Source organism: Hydrogenophaga sp. L99, from assembly GCF_058731905.1.
Genome location: NZ_CM178972.1, coordinates 1244821 through 1260826 on the forward strand (window position 1 = coordinate 1244821; position 16006 = coordinate 1260826).

The 16006-nt window shown below is 61.7% G+C and carries 16 protein-coding genes; 15 read left to right on the forward strand and 1 reads right to left on the reverse strand.

The features are described 5' to 3' along the window. Positions 1-2 precede the first annotated feature (2 nt). From ispG to AC4QBL_RS05965, 15 genes are all read left to right on the forward strand, one after another. Positions 3-1310: a flavodoxin-dependent (E)-4-hydroxy-3-methylbut-2-enyl-diphosphate synthase gene (ispG, locus tag AC4QBL_RS05895; protein ID WP_472899118.1), complete on the forward strand. Its 1308-nt coding sequence runs from the start codon at positions 3-5 to the stop codon at positions 1308-1310. An 80-nt stretch (positions 1311-1390) separates the two neighbouring features. Then, entirely contained in the window at positions 1391-2701 is a 1311-nt protein-coding gene (hisS, locus tag AC4QBL_RS05900) for a histidine--tRNA ligase (protein WP_472906406.1), read from the forward strand. Positions 2702-2761: 60 nt separating this feature from the next. Then, positions 2762-3436 carry a YfgM family protein gene (locus tag AC4QBL_RS05905; protein WP_472906405.1) on the forward strand — a complete coding sequence of 225 codons (675 nt, stop codon included), beginning with the start codon at positions 2762-2764 and terminating at the stop codon, positions 3434-3436. Positions 3437-3495: 59 nt separating this feature from the next. Further along, positions 3496-4584, forward strand: coding sequence for an outer membrane protein assembly factor BamB (bamB, locus tag AC4QBL_RS05910; RefSeq protein ID WP_492131654.1), 1089 nt, complete (start codon positions 3496-3498; stop codon positions 4582-4584). Between the two features lie 55 nt (positions 4585-4639). Then, the gene (der, locus tag AC4QBL_RS05915) at positions 4640-5974 is read left to right on the forward strand and encodes a ribosome biogenesis GTPase Der (protein WP_472899122.1); all 1335 of its coding nucleotides are present in this window, start codon (positions 4640-4642) and stop codon (positions 5972-5974) included. Positions 5975-6041: 67 nt separating this feature from the next. Next, the gene (hfq, locus tag AC4QBL_RS05920; RefSeq protein WP_472899123.1) at positions 6042-6311 is read left to right on the forward strand and encodes an RNA chaperone Hfq; all 270 of its coding nucleotides are present in this window, start codon (positions 6042-6044) and stop codon (positions 6309-6311) included. A 69-nt stretch (positions 6312-6380) separates the two neighbouring features. Beyond that, positions 6381-7571, forward strand: coding sequence for a GTPase HflX (hflX, locus tag AC4QBL_RS05925; protein WP_472906403.1), 1191 nt, complete (start codon positions 6381-6383; stop codon positions 7569-7571). A 139-nt stretch (positions 7572-7710) separates the two neighbouring features. Next, a complete protein-coding gene (gene hflK, locus AC4QBL_RS05930) occupies positions 7711-9003 on the forward strand; it encodes an FtsH protease activity modulator HflK (RefSeq protein ID WP_472899298.1) in 1293 nt (430 codons plus the stop codon). A 38-nt stretch (positions 9004-9041) separates the two neighbouring features. Beyond that, the gene (gene hflC, locus AC4QBL_RS05935; protein ID WP_472906402.1) at positions 9042-9929 is read left to right on the forward strand and encodes a protease modulator HflC; all 888 of its coding nucleotides are present in this window, start codon (positions 9042-9044) and stop codon (positions 9927-9929) included. Continuing rightward, a complete protein-coding gene (locus tag AC4QBL_RS05940) occupies positions 9929-10132 on the forward strand; it encodes a DUF2065 domain-containing protein (protein ID WP_472906401.1) in 204 nt (67 codons plus the stop codon). The genes hflC and AC4QBL_RS05940 overlap by 1 nt, the downstream gene beginning before the upstream one ends. A 127-nt stretch (positions 10133-10259) precedes the next feature. After that, entirely contained in the window at positions 10260-11453 is a 1194-nt protein-coding gene (locus tag AC4QBL_RS05945) for an ATP phosphoribosyltransferase regulatory subunit (protein WP_472906400.1), read from the forward strand. Further along, complete coding sequence (locus AC4QBL_RS05950; RefSeq protein WP_472899299.1) at positions 11453-12841, forward strand: adenylosuccinate synthase; 1389 nt, start codon at positions 11453-11455, stop codon at positions 12839-12841. Before AC4QBL_RS05945 ends, AC4QBL_RS05950 begins: the two co-directional genes overlap by 1 nt. 58 nt (positions 12842-12899) lie before the next feature. Then, positions 12900-13424: a phosphoribosyltransferase gene (locus AC4QBL_RS05955; RefSeq protein ID WP_472899127.1), complete on the forward strand. Its 525-nt coding sequence runs from the start codon at positions 12900-12902 to the stop codon at positions 13422-13424. 5 nt (positions 13425-13429) lie between these two features. Beyond that, positions 13430-14623, forward strand: coding sequence for a PLP-dependent transferase (locus AC4QBL_RS05960; RefSeq protein ID WP_472906399.1), 1194 nt, complete (start codon positions 13430-13432; stop codon positions 14621-14623). 72 nt (positions 14624-14695) lie between these two features. Then, positions 14696-14893 carry a hypothetical protein gene (locus tag AC4QBL_RS05965; RefSeq protein ID WP_472906398.1) on the forward strand — a complete coding sequence of 66 codons (198 nt, stop codon included), beginning with the start codon at positions 14696-14698 and terminating at the stop codon, positions 14891-14893. A gap of 36 nt (positions 14894-14929) precedes the next feature. Here AC4QBL_RS05965 and mnmH read toward each other — a convergent pair whose 3' ends face one another. Then, positions 14930-16006 (reverse strand): tRNA 2-selenouridine(34) synthase MnmH, encoded by a 1077-nt coding sequence (gene mnmH, locus AC4QBL_RS05970; RefSeq protein ID WP_472899130.1) that lies wholly within the window; start codon positions 16004-16006, stop codon positions 14930-14932.

The window sequence follows — 16006 nt, forward strand, 5'->3', positions numbered from 1 at the left end:
CCATGGAACCTGTCGAACGCCTAGGTCTGGCTACCGCAGCCCCGCTTGAAAGTGCGGAGGCGCGGCCCATTCCCCTGAGCCGTGTGCTGCAGCGCAACACCCGTCCGGGTGTGGTGTCCTGGGGCGACCGGCGCGTGACCGTGGGCGGTGGTGCCCCGGTGCGGGTGCAGTCCATGACCAACACCGACACCGCCGATGCGGTGGGTACCGCCATCCAGGTGAAAGAACTGGCCCTGGCCGGCTCTGAGCTGGTGCGGATCACGGTCAACAACGACGAAGCGGCCAAGGCCGTGCCTTATATCCGCGAGCAGCTCGACCGCATGGGTGTGGACGTGCCCCTGATCGGCGACTTCCATTACAACGGTCACCGCTTGCTGAGCGATCACCCGGCTTGTGCCGAGGCGCTGTCCAAGTACCGCATCAACCCGGGCAATGTCGGTCGCGGCGACAAGGGCGATCGCCAGTTTGGCCAGATGGTGGAAATTGCCGCACGGTACGACAAAGCGATTCGCATTGGGGTGAACTGGGGTAGCCTGGACCAAGACCTGCTCGCCCGCCTGATGGACGTGAACGCCAAACGCAGCCAGCCGTGGGATGCCCGTCAGGTGATGTACGAGGCCTTGATCACCTCGGCGCTCGATTCAGCGAAAAAGGCCGAAGCCATCGGCCTCAGCGGCAACAACATCACGCTGTCATGCAAGGTCAGCAGCGTGCAAGACCTGATTGCGGTTTACCAAGAGCTGGCGCAGCGCTGCGACTATCCGCTGCACCTCGGTCTGACCGAAGCTGGCATGGGCACCAAAGGGGCTGTGGCGTCGGCTGCCGCCTTGTCGGTGCTGCTGCAGCAGGGCATTGGCGACACCATTCGCGTGTCGCTCACGCCGCAGCCGGGCGAGTCGCGCACCCAAGAGGTGGTGATTGCGCTGGAAATTTTGCAGGCGCTCGGTATGCGTGCCTTTGTGCCCAGTGTGACGGCGTGCCCCGGTTGCGGTCGCACCACCAGCACCACCTTTCAGGAGTTGGCGAAGCAAATTGACGACTTTTTGCGCGGCTCCATGCCGGTCTGGCGCGCGCGCTACCCAGGCGTGGAAAATCTCAAGCTCGCGGTGATGGGATGCATCGTCAACGGACCCGGCGAGAGCAAGCACGCGGACATTGGCATCAGCCTGCCCGGCACCGGCGAGGCGCCCGCCGCCCCGGTCTATATTGACGGTGAAAAGGCGCTGACGCTGCGCGGTGACCGCATCGCGCACGAGTTTCAGCAAATTGTCGAAAACTACATTGAAAAACGGTACGGCTCCGCAGCCTGACTGAACGGACCTTGAAGGTCCAGCAAGCCGCTCAGCGGCCCGCGCCAGCAAGGCGCCGTGCCTCAAACGCAAGAATATCCATGGCAGAAAAACTGACCGCCGTCAAAGGCATGAACGACATTGCACCCCCGGCGTCCGCGCACTGGGAGTGGCTGGAAGACACGTTGCGCGCGCTGATGCGCCGCTATGGCTACCGCAACCTGCGCACACCGATCGTGGAGCCCACGGCGCTGTTTGTTCGCGGCTTGGGTGAGGTGACCGATATCGTCGAAAAGGAGATGTACTCCTTTGAGGATCGTCTGAACGGCGAACAACTCACCTTGCGGCCTGAAAACACCGCCGGCGTGGTGCGCGCTGTGGTGGAGGCGTCCATGCTGTACGACGGTGGCAAGCGCTTGTATTACATGGGCCCCATGTTTCGCCATGAGCGCCCGCAGCGGGGGCGCTACCGCCAGTTTCACCAGTTTGGCGCTGAGGCCCTCGGTTTTGCCGGGCCCGATGTGGACGCCGAGCTGATCGTGCTGGCCTGCGACCTTTGGGCCGAGCTGGGCTTGACCGGCATCGAGCTGGAAATCAACAGCCTGGGCCAGCCAGTTGAGCGCATGGCCCACCGCCAGGCGCTCATTGCCTACCTGGAAGGCCATGCCGACCAGTTGGATGAAGACGCCAAGCGCCGTCTGCACAGCAACCCCTTGCGCATCCTGGACACCAAAAATCCAGCCATGCAAGACTTGGTCAATGCCGCGCCACGGCTGATGGACCACCTGGGTGCCGAGTCGCTCGATCATTTCAACCGCCTGCGCGGTTTGCTGGATGCTCACGGCATTGCCTACTGCATCAATCCTCGCCTGGTGCGTGGCATGGATTACTACAACCTGTCAGTGTTCGAGTTCGTGACCACCCAGCTCGGTTCGCAGGGCACGGTGTGCGCGGGTGGGCGCTACGACGGCCTGTTTGAACAAATTGGTGGCAAAGCCGCGCCGGCGGTTGGCTGGGCACTGGGCATGGAGCGCATTCTGGAATTGCTCAAAGAGCAGGGCCTTTTGCCGGCACAACCCACGCCAGATGCCTACGCTGTGGTGCCCGATGCCGCCAGCGTGCCGCAGGTGATGCCGGTGCTGCGTGCGCTGCGCCAGGCTGGTGTGTCGGTGCAGATGCACGCTGGCGGTGCCGAGGGCATGGGGAGCATGAAATCGCAGTTCAAGAAGGCCGACGCCAGTGGCGCCCGCTTTGCCTTGATCTTTGGTGCGGACGAATTGCAGCAGGGCATGGTGGCCGTGAAACCGTTGCGGGGCCCTAGGCCCGGTGAGCCCGGTACCGATCTGCCAGCCCAGACCATGCAGCCACTGGCCGACGTGGCGCAGTGGGCAGACGGCCTGCGCGGCGCTTGACCGAAATCACCTGCTGCTGGCAGCCGCCTACAATCCCCTGTTATTCACCGACAAGCACCCATGGCCAAACACCTCGACCTCGAAGAGCAGGAACAACTCGACCAGATCAAACACTTCTGGGCACAGTACGGCAACCTCATCACCTGGGTGCTGATCGCCGTGTTTGGCTCGATGGCAGCCTGGAATGGTTGGAACTACTGGCAGCGCAGCCAGGCCACCAAGGCGGCCGCACTCTACGACGAAATAGAGCGCGCGGCACTGGCCAGCGATGCCGATCGCATGGAACGCGCGCTGTCTGACATGAAAGACAAGTTCGGCGGAACCACCTTCGCAGCACAGGGCGGGTTGCTGGCCGGCAAGACACTGTTTGACGCGGGCAAGACCGACGGCGCGCGCGCTGCGCTGTCCTGGGTGGCCGAGAGCGCTCCAGATGACGCTTACAAAGCCGTGGCCCGCTTGCGTCTGGTGGGGTTGGACATCGAGGCCAAATCTTTCGATCAGGCCCTGAAGACCCTGGAAGCACCGGTGCCGAAGTCGTTTGAGCCGTTGGTGGCCGACCGCCGGGGCGACGTGTTCATGGCCCAAGGCAAAACGGAAGAGGCCAAGACGCAGTACCAAGCGGCTTGGCGCGGTCTGAGCGATCGTGCGGAATACCGCCGGCTGGTGGAGGTCAAACTGGCCTCGCTGGGCGTACCTGTGACCAGCCTCGCCGACACGGCAGAGGTGGCACGGTGAGCGCGTTGCTTGGGGTGCGTGGGCGGCTGAGCCGTTCGGCATGGGTTGTTTCCGGTGCCGTGATCGCGTTGGCGCTCACGGCGTGCTCGTCCAGCCCAGAGAAACCCCAGCCTGCCCAGCTTGCGCCAGTCGCCGCTCTCATGGGCACCTCCTTGGCCTGGTCTTCCCAGGTGGGTGCGTCGCACGCCATGCTGGCGCCCAGCGCTGTGGCCGGACGGGTGTTCGCTGCGGGCGGTTCCGGCACGGTGGTGGCGTTGGACGCCGCGACTGGCCAGGACGTATGGCGTTTGAATCTGGCCCAGCCGATTGCTGCAGGCGTGGGTTCAGACGGTGATTTGGCCGCGGTGATCACGCAAGGCAACGACCTTGTGACCATCCGCGACGGTAAAGAAGTTTGGCGCGTGCGCCTGCCTGCACGCTCGTTTACAGCCCCGCTGGTGGCTGGTAAGCGCGTGTTCGTGTTGACCGCAGACCGCACGGTGCGGGCCTTTGACGGCGAAACGGGGGCCCGGCTGTGGGTTCAGTCGCGCCCTGCCGAGCCGCTGGTGCTGAGCCAGAGCGGAGCCCTGATTGCCGTGGGTGATACCTTGGTGGCTGGTTTGGCCGGCCGCCTGGCCGGATTGAATCCGCTCAACGGTTCGATCCGTTGGGACGTCCCGGTAGCCACGTCGCGCGGTACCAACGAGGTCGAGCGTCTGGTCGATGTGGTTGGCCCTGTCAGCCGGGTGGGCAACAGTGTTTGCGCCCGTGCCTATTCGGCCGCGGTCGCTTGTGTTGATGCAGGTCGTGGCACCGTAGCTTGGGCGCGGCCCGCACAAGGCACCACGGGCTTGCATGGAGACGACCGCTTGGTCTTCGGCACCGAGGCCGATGGACGTGTGCAAGCCTGGCAGCGCACCAGCGGCGGGAGCGGCTGGCTAGTGGACCGCCTGAAATACCGTGGCCTCACCGCACCGCTGGCGGTTGGCCGCGTGGTGGCAGTGGGGGACAGTCTGGGTCTGGTGCACTTGCTGTCGCGCGAAGACGGTTCCGAAATGACCCGCATGACCGCCGATGGCTCCGCCATTTTGGTGGCGCCAGTGCTCGCGGGTGACGCCTTGGTGGTGCAGACGCGCAATGGCGGTGTCTTCGCCTGGCGTCCCCAATAACGATTTGATGACCGTGTGCATGTTGCACATGGTGTCCTGAACGAAAGCTTTTTCCGTGAAACCCGTCATCGCTCTGGTGGGACGCCCCAATGTGGGCAAGTCCACCCTGTTTAACCGCCTGACGAGTTCACGCGACGCCATCGTGGCCGACTTTGCCGGCCTGACCCGTGACCGCCACTATGGCAACGGGCGCATGGGCGCGAGTGAGTACATCGTCATCGACACCGGTGGCTTTGAGCCCGACGCGAGCGAGGGCATCTACCGTGAAATGGCCAAGCAGACCCGGCAGGCTGTGGCCGAGTCGGATGTGGTCATTTTTGTGGTGGACGCACGGGCTGGCATCAGCGCTCAGGACCACGAGATTGCGCAGTACCTGCGTCGCCTCGGCAAGCCCACGGTGCTGGTGGCCAACAAAGCCGAAGGCATGACCCAGGGCCTGCAGCTCGTGGAGTTCTTTGAGCTGGGCCTGGGCGAAGTCATGCCCGTGTCGGGCGCGCATGGACAGGGCATCCGTTCCATGCTGGACAAAGCGCTGGAAAGTATCCCGGGGTTTTCGCTGGAAGGTGAAGACGAAGAACCTGTCGATCCGACCGTTATCCGTCTGGCGGTGGCAGGGCGCCCCAACGTGGGCAAGTCCACCCTCATCAATGCCTGGCTTGGGGAAGAGCGGCTGGTGGCGTTTGACATGCCGGGCACGACACGAGACGCCATCTCTGTGCCGTTTGAGCGCAATGGACAAAAGTTTGAGTTGATCGACACAGCGGGTATCCGCCGCAAGGGCCGGGTGTTCGAAGCCATCGAAAAGTTCTCCGTGGTCAAAACGCTCCAGGCGATCGAAAACGCCCACGTGGTTTTGCTGTTGCTGGATGCCACGCAGGGTGTGACCGACCAGGATGCCCACATCGCCGGTTTCATTCTGGAGAGCGGCCGAGCGGTGGTCATCGCCATCAACAAATGGGATGCGGTGGACGCTTACCAGCGCGAACAAGTCGAGCGCCAAATTGAAACCCGCCTGGCTTTTCTCAAGTTTGCCTCGCTGCACTTGATTTCGGCACAGAAGCGGCAAGGCCTTGCGCCGGTGTGGAAGTCGATTGGCCTGGCACACGCTTCAGCCATGCGCAAAATGTCCACGCCGGTGTTGACGCGCCTGTTGCTGGAAGCGGTGGCGTTTCAGGCGCCCCAGCGCGGCGGCATGTTCCGGCCCAAGCTGCGCTACGCGCACCAAGGCGGCATGAACCCACCGGTAATCGTGATTCATGGCAATTCCCTGGAGCATGTGCCCGAGTCCTACAAGCGGTTTCTCGAAGGGCGTTTTCGCAAAGCGTTCGACCTCGTGGGCACGCCGTTGCGCATCGAATTCAAAACCTCGACCAATCCCTTCAAGGACTGAGGTGTGAAAAGGGTTGTGGGTTCTGCTGTTGCCCAGTGTGGTAAGGTGGAACCCTTATCAACTTCATTTGAACACGGAACATATCGTGAGCAATAACAAAGGCCAACTCTTGCAAGATCCCTTCCTGAACCAGCTTCGCCGGGAACACGTTCCTGTTTCGATCTACCTGGTCAACGGCATCAAGCTTCAGGGTCAGATTGAATCTTTTGACCAGTACGTGGTGCTGTTGCGCAACACCGTGACCCAGATGGTGTACAAGCACGCCATCTCCACGATCGTGCCTGGCCGCCCTGTGCAGTTTTCTGCCGCCGCTCCGGACGAGCCTGCGGCCACCTGAATCGGTCCCTGATGTCGCCAGACCTCGTGCTGCGTACAGTGGCGGTCAAACGCCGCCACTGCATCCAGCTTGACTGATTTGAATTCCTCCCCCTCGAATTCTGCTGCGCCCTCGGTTATTTTGGTGGGCGTTGACTTCGGCCTTCCCCACTTTGACGGAGAGCTCGAAGAGCTGGGACTGTTGGCTCAAACGGCGGGTTACACCGTCGCCGATCGTGTCAGCTGCAAACGCCGGGCGCCCGATCCAGCGCTGTTCGTGGGTTCGGGCAAGGCCGATGAAATCAAATTGCTGGCGCAGGCCACGGGTGCATCCGAAGTCCTGTTCGACCAGGCGTTGAGCCCGGCGCAGCAACGCAACCTTGAGCGGCACTTGGGCATTCCGGTGAACGACCGCACGCTGCTCATTCTCGAGATTTTTGCCCAGCGTGCCCGCAGCCATGAAGGAAAACTGCAGGTTGAACTGGCCCGTTTGCAGTACCTCTCTACCCGTCTCGTGCGCCGCTGGTCTCACCTGGAGCGCCAGAGCGGTGGTATCGGTATGCGTGGTGGCCCAGGTGAAAAACAGATTGAGTTGGACCGCCGATTGATCAGTGAAGCCATCAAGCGCACCAAAGAGCGCTTGGGCAAGGTGAAAAAACAGCGCGCCACCCAGCGCCGACAACGCGAACGCCGTGACGCGTTCAACATCTCTCTGGTGGGCTACACCAACGCTGGAAAGTCGTCGCTCTTCAACGGGTTGGTGAAGGCGCGCGCCTATGCGGCAGACCAGTTGTTTGCCACGCTGGATACGACGACGCGCCAGCTCTACCTGGGCGAGGCGGAGCGCTCGGTGTCATTGTCTGACACGGTGGGTTTCATTCGCGACCTGCCACACGGGTTGGTGGATGCGTTTGCGGCCACGCTCCAAGAAGCCGTCGATGCCGACCTGTTGCTGCACGTGGTGGATGCGTCAAACCCTGCACATCCTGAGCAAATTGCCTCGGTGATGGGCGTGCTGAAAGACATCGGTGCAGACCACATCCCGCAAATTCTGGTGTTCAACAAACTGGATGCGATGGATCCTGCAACGATTCCGTCGGCTTTGGTGGATTTGATGGAACTGGACGGACAGTCGGTGCCTCGTATCTATGTGAGCGCTCGCAGTGGGCAGGGTCTCGCCGAATTGCGCGGCATGCTTGCCGAGCGGGTGCTGACCCAGGCCGTTGACATGTACCCGGATGTTCAAGGGTCGTTGGACGGTACCGAAAATACGCTGCCCTGATTGGGCACAATGTGGTGGTTTTGTTTCGTATAAAAGTTGGTAACACATGGACGTGAACCTGAATAATTCTTCTCGCGATTTGCGCAACACCGGTAGCCTGCTGGGTTCTGGTCGCGGGGCAGTGCGCGCGTTGCTCGGCATGTTCAATTTGAACGATCCTCGCTGGGGCCGTGGAGACGGTGACGGCGGTGCCCCAAAGGAGCCTGAAGCGGGTCGTGAAGACGAAGGGCGTCAACCGCCCCGCGAACAACGACCGCCCAAGGCACAGGGCCCCAACCAAGGGCCACCAGACCTGGACGAGCTGTGGCGTGACTTCAACCGCAAGCTCGGCGGCCTGCTGGGCGGCAAGGGCGGTGGCGGTGGCTCTGGTGGCGGCGGCATGCCCGGTTTTAACCCCAGCCCCAAGAGCACAGGCATCGGCGTTGGCTTGGTTGCAGGTGTTGCTGCGCTGGTGTGGTTGGGCACGGGTTTCTTCATCGTGCAAGAAGGTCAGCAGGCTGTCATCACCCAGTTCGGCAAGTACCACAGCTCGGTGGGTGCGGGTTTTAACTGGCGTTTGCCGTTTCCGATCCAGCGCCATGAGACGGTTTTTGTCACCCAGATCCGCTCGGTTGACGTTGGGCGGGACACGGTGTTGCCGGCGACGGGCCTGCGCGATTCGGCCATGCTGACGATTGATCAAAACATTGTCGAGATCAAGTTTGCCGTGCAATACCGATTGAACGATGCCCGTGCATTTCTGTTCGAGAGTCGTGACCCGGACGCGTCGGTGGTGAAAGCCGCCGAAACCGCGGTTCGCGAAGTGATCGGCAAGATGAAAATGGACGCGGCGCTGGCTGAGGAGCGCGACCAGATTGCGCCTCGCGTTCGGGTGTTGATGCAGACCATTCTTGACCGCTACAAGGTGGGTATTGAGGTGGTGGGTATCAACCTCCAGCAGGGCGGTGTGCGCCCACCCGAGCAAGTGCAGGCTTCGTTCGACGATGTACTCAAGGCCGGGCAAGAGCGCGAGCGAGCCAAGAATGAAGCCGAGGCCTACGCCAATGACGTGGTGCCACGGGCTCGTGGTGCTGCATCGCGATTGACGGAAGAAGCCGAAGGCTACCGTGCCCGCATCGTGGCGCAGGCAGAAGGTGATTCGCAACGTTTCCGCTCGGTGCTGGCCGAGTACCAGAAAGCACCACAGGTGACCCGCGAGCGCATGTACACGGACGCCATGCAGGAAATCTATTCCAACGTCACCAAGGTGTTGGTGGATACCAAGGCCGGCTCCAACTTGCTGTATTTGCCTTTGGACAAGATCATGCAAATGACCGCCCAGACGGCACAACCCGGCGCAGCCGCACCGACGTCGTCCGTTCCGCTGACGACCAGCCCGGCACCGGCTCCTAGCACCAACGCTGCGCGCTCGCGTGAGCGTGAAAGTCGCTGAGTCAAGACGTTAACCCAAGCGACAAGAGAGCAATCAACATGAATAAACTGGGTTTTTTCATCACGTCTGTGCTGGTGGCCTTGGCCATCGCCAGTTCCATGCTGTTTGTTGTGGATCAGCGCCAATTTGGCGTGGTCTTTCAACTCGGGCAAATCAAGCAGGTTGTGACCGAGCCAGGGCTCAACTTCAAGCTGCCGCCACCGTTTCAAAACGTGTCGTACATCGACAAGCGTCTGCTGACGCTGGAAAGCACCGACACCGAGCCATCCCTGACGGCCGAAAAGCAGCGCGTTGTGATCGACTGGTATGTGCGTTGGCGCATCAGCGACCCTCAGGCTTACATCCGCAACGTCGGTATCAACGAAAGTGCAGGCGCTTTGCAACTTAACCGGGTGGTGCGCAACTCGTTCCAGGAAGAAGTCAACAAGCGCACCTTGAACGAACTGCTTTCGACCCGTCGGGAGCAACTCATGGACGACGTGAAGCGAGAGGTGCTGAACGCCGTGAGTAGCCCGGACAAGCCTTGGGGCATGGACGTGGTCGATGTGCGCATCACGCGAGTCGATTACGCTGAAAGCATCACGGCATCCGTCTACCAGCGGATGGAAGCCGAGCGCAAGCGGGTGGCCAACGAACTGCGTTCGACCGGTTTTGCTGAAGGTGAAAAAATCCGTGCTGATGCCGACCGCCAGCGCGAAGTGATCGTGTCCGAGGCTTATCGTGCGGCCCAGCTCATCAAGGGTGAAGGCGACGCCAAAGCTGCGGCGTCTTTTTCGGATGCCTTTGGCCGCGACCCTGCGTTTGCCCAGTTTTACCGCAGTCTGGAAGCCTACAAGTCCAGCTTTGCCGGCAAGTCGGACGTGATGGTCATCGATCCGTCATCTGAATTCTTCAAGGGCATGCGCGGTAGCAACCTGGCCCGCTGATGACCTGGCCACCGTCAGAGACACTCTGGCTGGCGGTGGCGGTGGCGCTGGTGCTCATTTTTGAAGGGTTGCTTCCTTTGGTGGCTCCGTCGGTCTGGCGCCGCACGTTCAGTGAAATGCTGAAGCTGCGGGACGGGCAGCTTCGGTTTTTCGGCCTGATGACACTCGGCGGTGGCTTGCTGCTGTGGTGGTCGCTGGGCTGACCTGCTCCTCAAACACCGAGGCATTTCTGCCTCAATTTCGTGATTTGCCATCGTCCGCCCGAGCCGCGCGGGGAAGCGCCTTGCGGGGCCGGTAAAATCACGGTTTTAACAGCTCCTGAAAATGCCCATGTCTGCCTGGGTCCTCCCGGATCACATTGCCGATGTCTTGCCTTCCGAGGCCCGTCACATCGAAGAACTCCGCCGGGGTTTACTGGACACAGCGCGTGGCTACGGCTACGAGCTGGTCATGCCGCCCCTGCTTGAGCACCTCGAATCCCTGCTCACGGGGACCGGTGAAGCGCTCGATTTGCAAACCTTCAAACTGGTTGACCAGTTGTCGGGGCGCACCCTCGGTTTGCGCGCCGACAGTACGCCCCAGGTTGCTCGCATTGATGCGCACTTGCTCAACCGCCAAGGGGTTGCACGGTTGAGCTATTGCGGACCGGTGGTGCACACGCGCATTGAACGTCCGCTTGCCAGCCGCGAACCGTTGCAGTTTGGCGCCGAAATCTATGGCCACGCCGGTCTTGAGGCCGATCTCGAGATCATCGAATTGGCGCAGGCCTGCCTGAGCTCTGCTGGTGTAGGCCGTTTGCAGCTCGACATGGCGGATGTCCGGGTGATTGATGCCGTGTTGTCGCCGGTGCGGCTGAGTGCAGCCAAGGTGCTGCGCATACACGCCGCCCTGGCCGCCAAAGATGTGGCTGAACTGGACGCACTGGCCCGCGATTTGCCCACTGCTGTGCGCCACGATTTGTGCGCGTTGCCGCGTTTGTTTGGTGATTTGTCCGTGCTGGATGAGGCGCGGCAAGTGCTCCAGCCCACAGCCGAGCTGCATGCGGCACTCGACAACTTGCGTTGGCTCGCTTCGCATGCGCAAGGGCTTGACGTGTCCATTGACCTCGCCGATTTGCGGGGATACGCCTATTACACCGGCATGCGTTTCGCCTTGTTTGCCTCGGGCCAGCAAGGACGTGCGGGTCAATCGGTTGAACTCGCCCGTGGCGGGCGCTACGACGAAGTGGGTGCGGTTTTTGGCCGCAAGCGCCCCGCTGTGGGCTTCAGTCTGGACCTGAAAGAGTTGGTCTCGGCGGTGTCCCCCCGTGCCTTGGTCGCTGCAGTTCGCGCGCCTTGGGGTATGGACACCAGCTTGCGGGAGGCCGTTGCTGCCTTGCGCTCGCAGGGGCACACCGTGGTGTGCGTCCTGCCCGGCCACGAACAAGAAGTTGATGAATTTCACTGCGACCGCGAGTTGGTACAAGACCCCGCTCGTGCAAACGCATGGACCGTCCGGAACATTGAAATGGAAACCCGCAAATGATGAAAAGCAGCAACAGCGCCGCCGTACCTGGGCGCAACGTGGTCGTGGTTGGCACCCAATGGGGTGACGAGGGCAAGGGCAAGCTGGTTGACTGGCTGACCGAAACGGCACAAGGCGTTGTGCGCTTTCAAGGCGGGCACAACGCCGGCCACACATTGGTGATCAATGGTGTGAAGACCGCTCTGCACCTGATCCCCAGCGGCATCATGCGGGCTGGCGTCAAGTGCTACATCGGCAACGGTGTGGTGTTGTCGGTGGGCAAGTTGTTCGAAGAAATTGCTGGGCTTGAGAAAGCCGGCGTTGAAGTGCGTTCGCGTTTGCGCGTGAGCGAAGCTTGTCCGTTGATCTTGCCTTTCCACGCCGCCATTGACATCGCGCGCGAAGCGGCGAAAGAAAAGGCTGGAACGGCCAAGATCGGTACCACCGGCCGCGGCATTGGCCCGGCCTACGAAGACAAGATTGCCCGCCGTGCACTGCGTGTGCAAGACCTGAAATACCCTGAGCGTTTTGCCACCAAGTTGCGCGAGTTGCTTGACCTGCACAACCACCTGCTGACCACGCATCTGGGCTCGGCAGGCATGGCGTGGGACGAAAAAATTGCCGCCTACATGAAGGACGGCGAGATCCAGTTTGAGCCGGTTTACGCCGAAGCCATGGCACAGGCCGAGCTGCTCAAACCCATGATTGCTGACGTCTCGCGCGAACTCAATGCGGCTCACCAGGCCGGCGTCAATCTGTTGTTTGAAGGCGCGCAGGGTACCTTGCTCGATATCGACCATGGCACCTACCCGTTCGTCACATCCAGCAACTGTGTAGCGGGCAATGCGGCGGCGGGTGCCGGTGTAGGCCCGGGCCTGTTGCACTATGTCTTGGGCATCACCAAGGCCTATTGCACGCGCGTCGGCGGCGGTCCGTTCCCGACCGAGCTGGAATGGGACAAGGAAGGCACGCCGGGCTGGCACATGTCCACGGTGGGTGCCGAGCGGGGCACCACCACCGGGCGCGCGCGCCGTTGCGGGTGGTTTGACGCCGCTTTGCTCAAGCGCTCCGCGCAAGTCAACGGTCTCACGGGCTTGTGCATCACCAAGCTGGATGTGCTGGATGGCCTGACCGAACTGAAGCTGTGCACGGGTTATGAGCTGGATGGCGAGACCATCGATATCTTGCCCATGGGTGCCGACGACATTGCACGCTGTACCCCCATTTACGAGACCCTGCCGGGCTGGACGGATTCTTCGGTGGGGGTGACGCAGTACGACAAGCTGCCACTCAACGCCCAGCGCTACCTGGACCGCATTCAGGAAACCACGGGTGTGCCCATTCATGTGGTGTCCACCAGTCCCGATCGCGACCACACGATTCTGATTCGCCACCCGTACCACGCCTGATGACCGCTGGCAGCCGTTTCGTGCAGAATTCAAAAACACTATTCCACCCGGAGCTTGCATGCTGACCGAAGACGGAAAACACCTTTACGTTTCCTACGACGAGTACCACAACCTGATTGAGAAGCTGGCGCTGAAGGTGTACCAGTCGGGTTGGGAGTTCGACACCATCTTGTGCCTGGCACGCGGTGGTATGCGTCCAGGCGACATCCTGTCGCGCATTTTTGACAAGCCGCTGGCGATCATGTCCACCAGCTCTTACCGCGCCGAAGCCGGCAAGGTGCAGGGTGAGCTGGACATTGCGCGCTACATCACCACACCCAAGGGCGAAATCGCGGGCAAGGTGTTGCTGGTGGACGACCTCGCGGATTCTGGCCACACGCTCAAAGCGGTGATTGGCTTGTTGAAAAACAACTACGCGCCTATCACCGAGCTGCGCAGTGCCGTGATCTGGACCAAAGAGCTGTCCACCTTCACGCCCGATTATTCGGTCGAGTACCTGCCCACCAATCCGTGGATTCACCAGCCATTCGAGAGCTACGACGCAATGCGTCCAGCGCAATTGCTCGAAAAATGGAAGCTCTGAGCTGAATGAGCGACCTCGCTACGCGCCTGATCCACCATCCTTACCGGCCACCGGAAGGCTTTGAGGCGGTAGCGCCGGGTGTGCACAAGGCCTCCACGGTCATTTTTCCCAATGTGCAAGCGCTGCGCACGCAAGAGTGGAAAGACAAGAGCGGCTACACCTATGGGCTGCATGGCACGCCCACCTCGTTCATTCTCGAGGAACGCATTGCCACGGTGGAGGGGGGACTGTTTTGTGTGTTGGTGCCCAGCGGCCTTTCGGCGGTGGCGCTGGTTGACATGGCTTTTCTGCGTCAGGGTGACGAGCTGCTGATTCCTGACAATGCATACGGTCCCAACAAGGCATTTGCCACTGCGGAGCTGTCTGCCTGGGGCATCACGCACCGCTATTACGACCCGCAAAATCCGGCCGACCTAGCGGCCAAGATCAGCACTGCCACCCGGCTGGTGTGGCTGGAGGCTGCGGGGTCTATCACTCTCGAATACCCCGACCTGCCTGCGCTGGTGGCCGTGGTGAAACAAGCCAACGCAGCGCGTGAGCCCTCAGCCCGTGCTGTGTTGACCGCGCTGGACAACACATGGGGCGCTGGCATTGCGTTCAACGCGTTCGACATGGGTGTTGACGTGTCGATGCAGGCCCTGACCAAATACCCCAGCGGTGGTGCCGACGTGCTGATGGGCTCCGTCGTGACACGCGACGAAACTCTGCACCAGCAGGTACTGATGACGCACATGCGCCTGGGCCTGGGCGTGAGTGGCAACGATGTGGAACTGGTGCTGCGCGGCCTGAGCACCATGGCGCTGCGTTACGCCGCGCAAGATACCGCCACGCGTGAGCTGGCCAGCTGGATGCAGGGACAACCCGGCGTGGCGCAGGTGTTGCACCCGGCTTTGTCAGGTTCGCCCGGCCATGCGGTTTGGCAGCGTGACGCCGAGGCCGCCGCTTGCTTGTTCAGTGTGGTGTTTGAACCCGGCATTGCCCAGCGCCAGATTGACGCCTTTTGCGACAGCCTCAAGCTGTTCAAGCTCGGCTGGAGTTGGGCCGGCCCCATCAGCCTGTGTGCGCCTTATGATGTGCCAGCCATCCGCACCACGCGATGGCCGCATGCCGGCGGTCTGGTACGCTTTGCGGTCGGCCTGGAGGCTGTGGACGACTTGCGAGCCGATCTGGCCCAAGCCCTGCCGGCCCTGTTTGCCTGACCGGTTGCGCCATTTCGTTGCGCCATTTATTTCCTGACCCTCACCCCTTAACTACCGACCAGAAAGACTGCTTTGGCTACTCCCAATTACGGATACGAAAAACGCCAGCGTGAACTCGCGAAAAAGAAGAAGAAAGAAGAGAAGCTGAAGGCCAAGGCCGCTGGCAAGCCTTACATCGATCCCGATACGCCCGAAGGCCAGGGCGCAGATGACGCCGGTGCTGCAGATTCAACGCCGGCAGCCGGCGAGGGGTCTGCCAACCCTGCGTGACGCCAAGTGTGAGCGCCCCTGCTTCGGTACGGGCGCTCAGTGTTCAGCGGCTTCTGTTTCGCTGGCAATGAGTTGGCTAGCTGCGAAGGCCAGCGCAGCCGCAGAGCGATGGGGCAGCACACAGCGGCTCGCTTGAGCAAACTGGGCGAAATTGCGCGAAATCGACTGCGCGTACATCGGGTCGTAGTGTTGGGTCAGCAACGCCAGCACCACGGCGGGCGTCTGACCCGCTTGCACCTGTTCGATCCAGCCGCCCACCACCGCCTTGCCCCGCAACTCCGTCAGCGCCTCCAGGCGGCGGCAAAAGTGATCGCTGTCGGTCACGAAGAAATCGTAATCTTCCAGCAGCAGCGCCACCCGTTCTGCGTCTGACAGTTGCAGGTCAATGCAAGGGCTTTGGCGCATGGCGTCGATCAGGGCATCGGGTACGCGCACGTTACCCACCTTCTTGCTTTCACTTTCCACGAACACCGGGCGCCCCGGGTCCAACTGGCGCAGCGCGTCCCAGATCAGGCTGTCAAAGCGTTTCTGGCTGGGTTGCTCCACGCCGGGAATGTGGCCCAGCACCGAACTGCGGTGGTTGGCCAGGGCTTCCAGGTCGAGCACCTGAGCACCTTGAGCGGCCAGGGCGTGCAGAAGGCGCGTTTTGCCGCTGCCTGTGGGCCCGCACACCACGCGGTAATGCAGGCGCTGTGCCAGGCGGGGAATGTCGTCTACCAGCGCTGCGCGCCAGGCCTTGTAGCCCCCTTCAATCAGCGTCACCTGAAAGCCAATGGCGCCCAGAATGGTGGCCAGTGCGCCGCTGCGGTTGCCGCCGCGCCAGCAGTACACCAGGGGCTTCCACTGGCGGGGTTTGTCGAGCACATCGCGCTCGATGTGGCCTGCGATGTTGCGCGCCGAGAGCGCTGCGCCGCGTTTTTTGGCCTCAAACGCATTGACCTGCTTGTACATCGTTCCGATGGTGATGCGCTCGGCGTTGTTGAGCGTCGGCCAGTTGATGGCGCCGGGCACGTGGTCAAGGGCGTATTCGTCCTCGGTGCGGGCGTCAATGATGGTGTCGAAATCGGCGAGGCGGGTCAGGGCGTCGCAGGCAGGCAGGGTTTGAACAGGCAT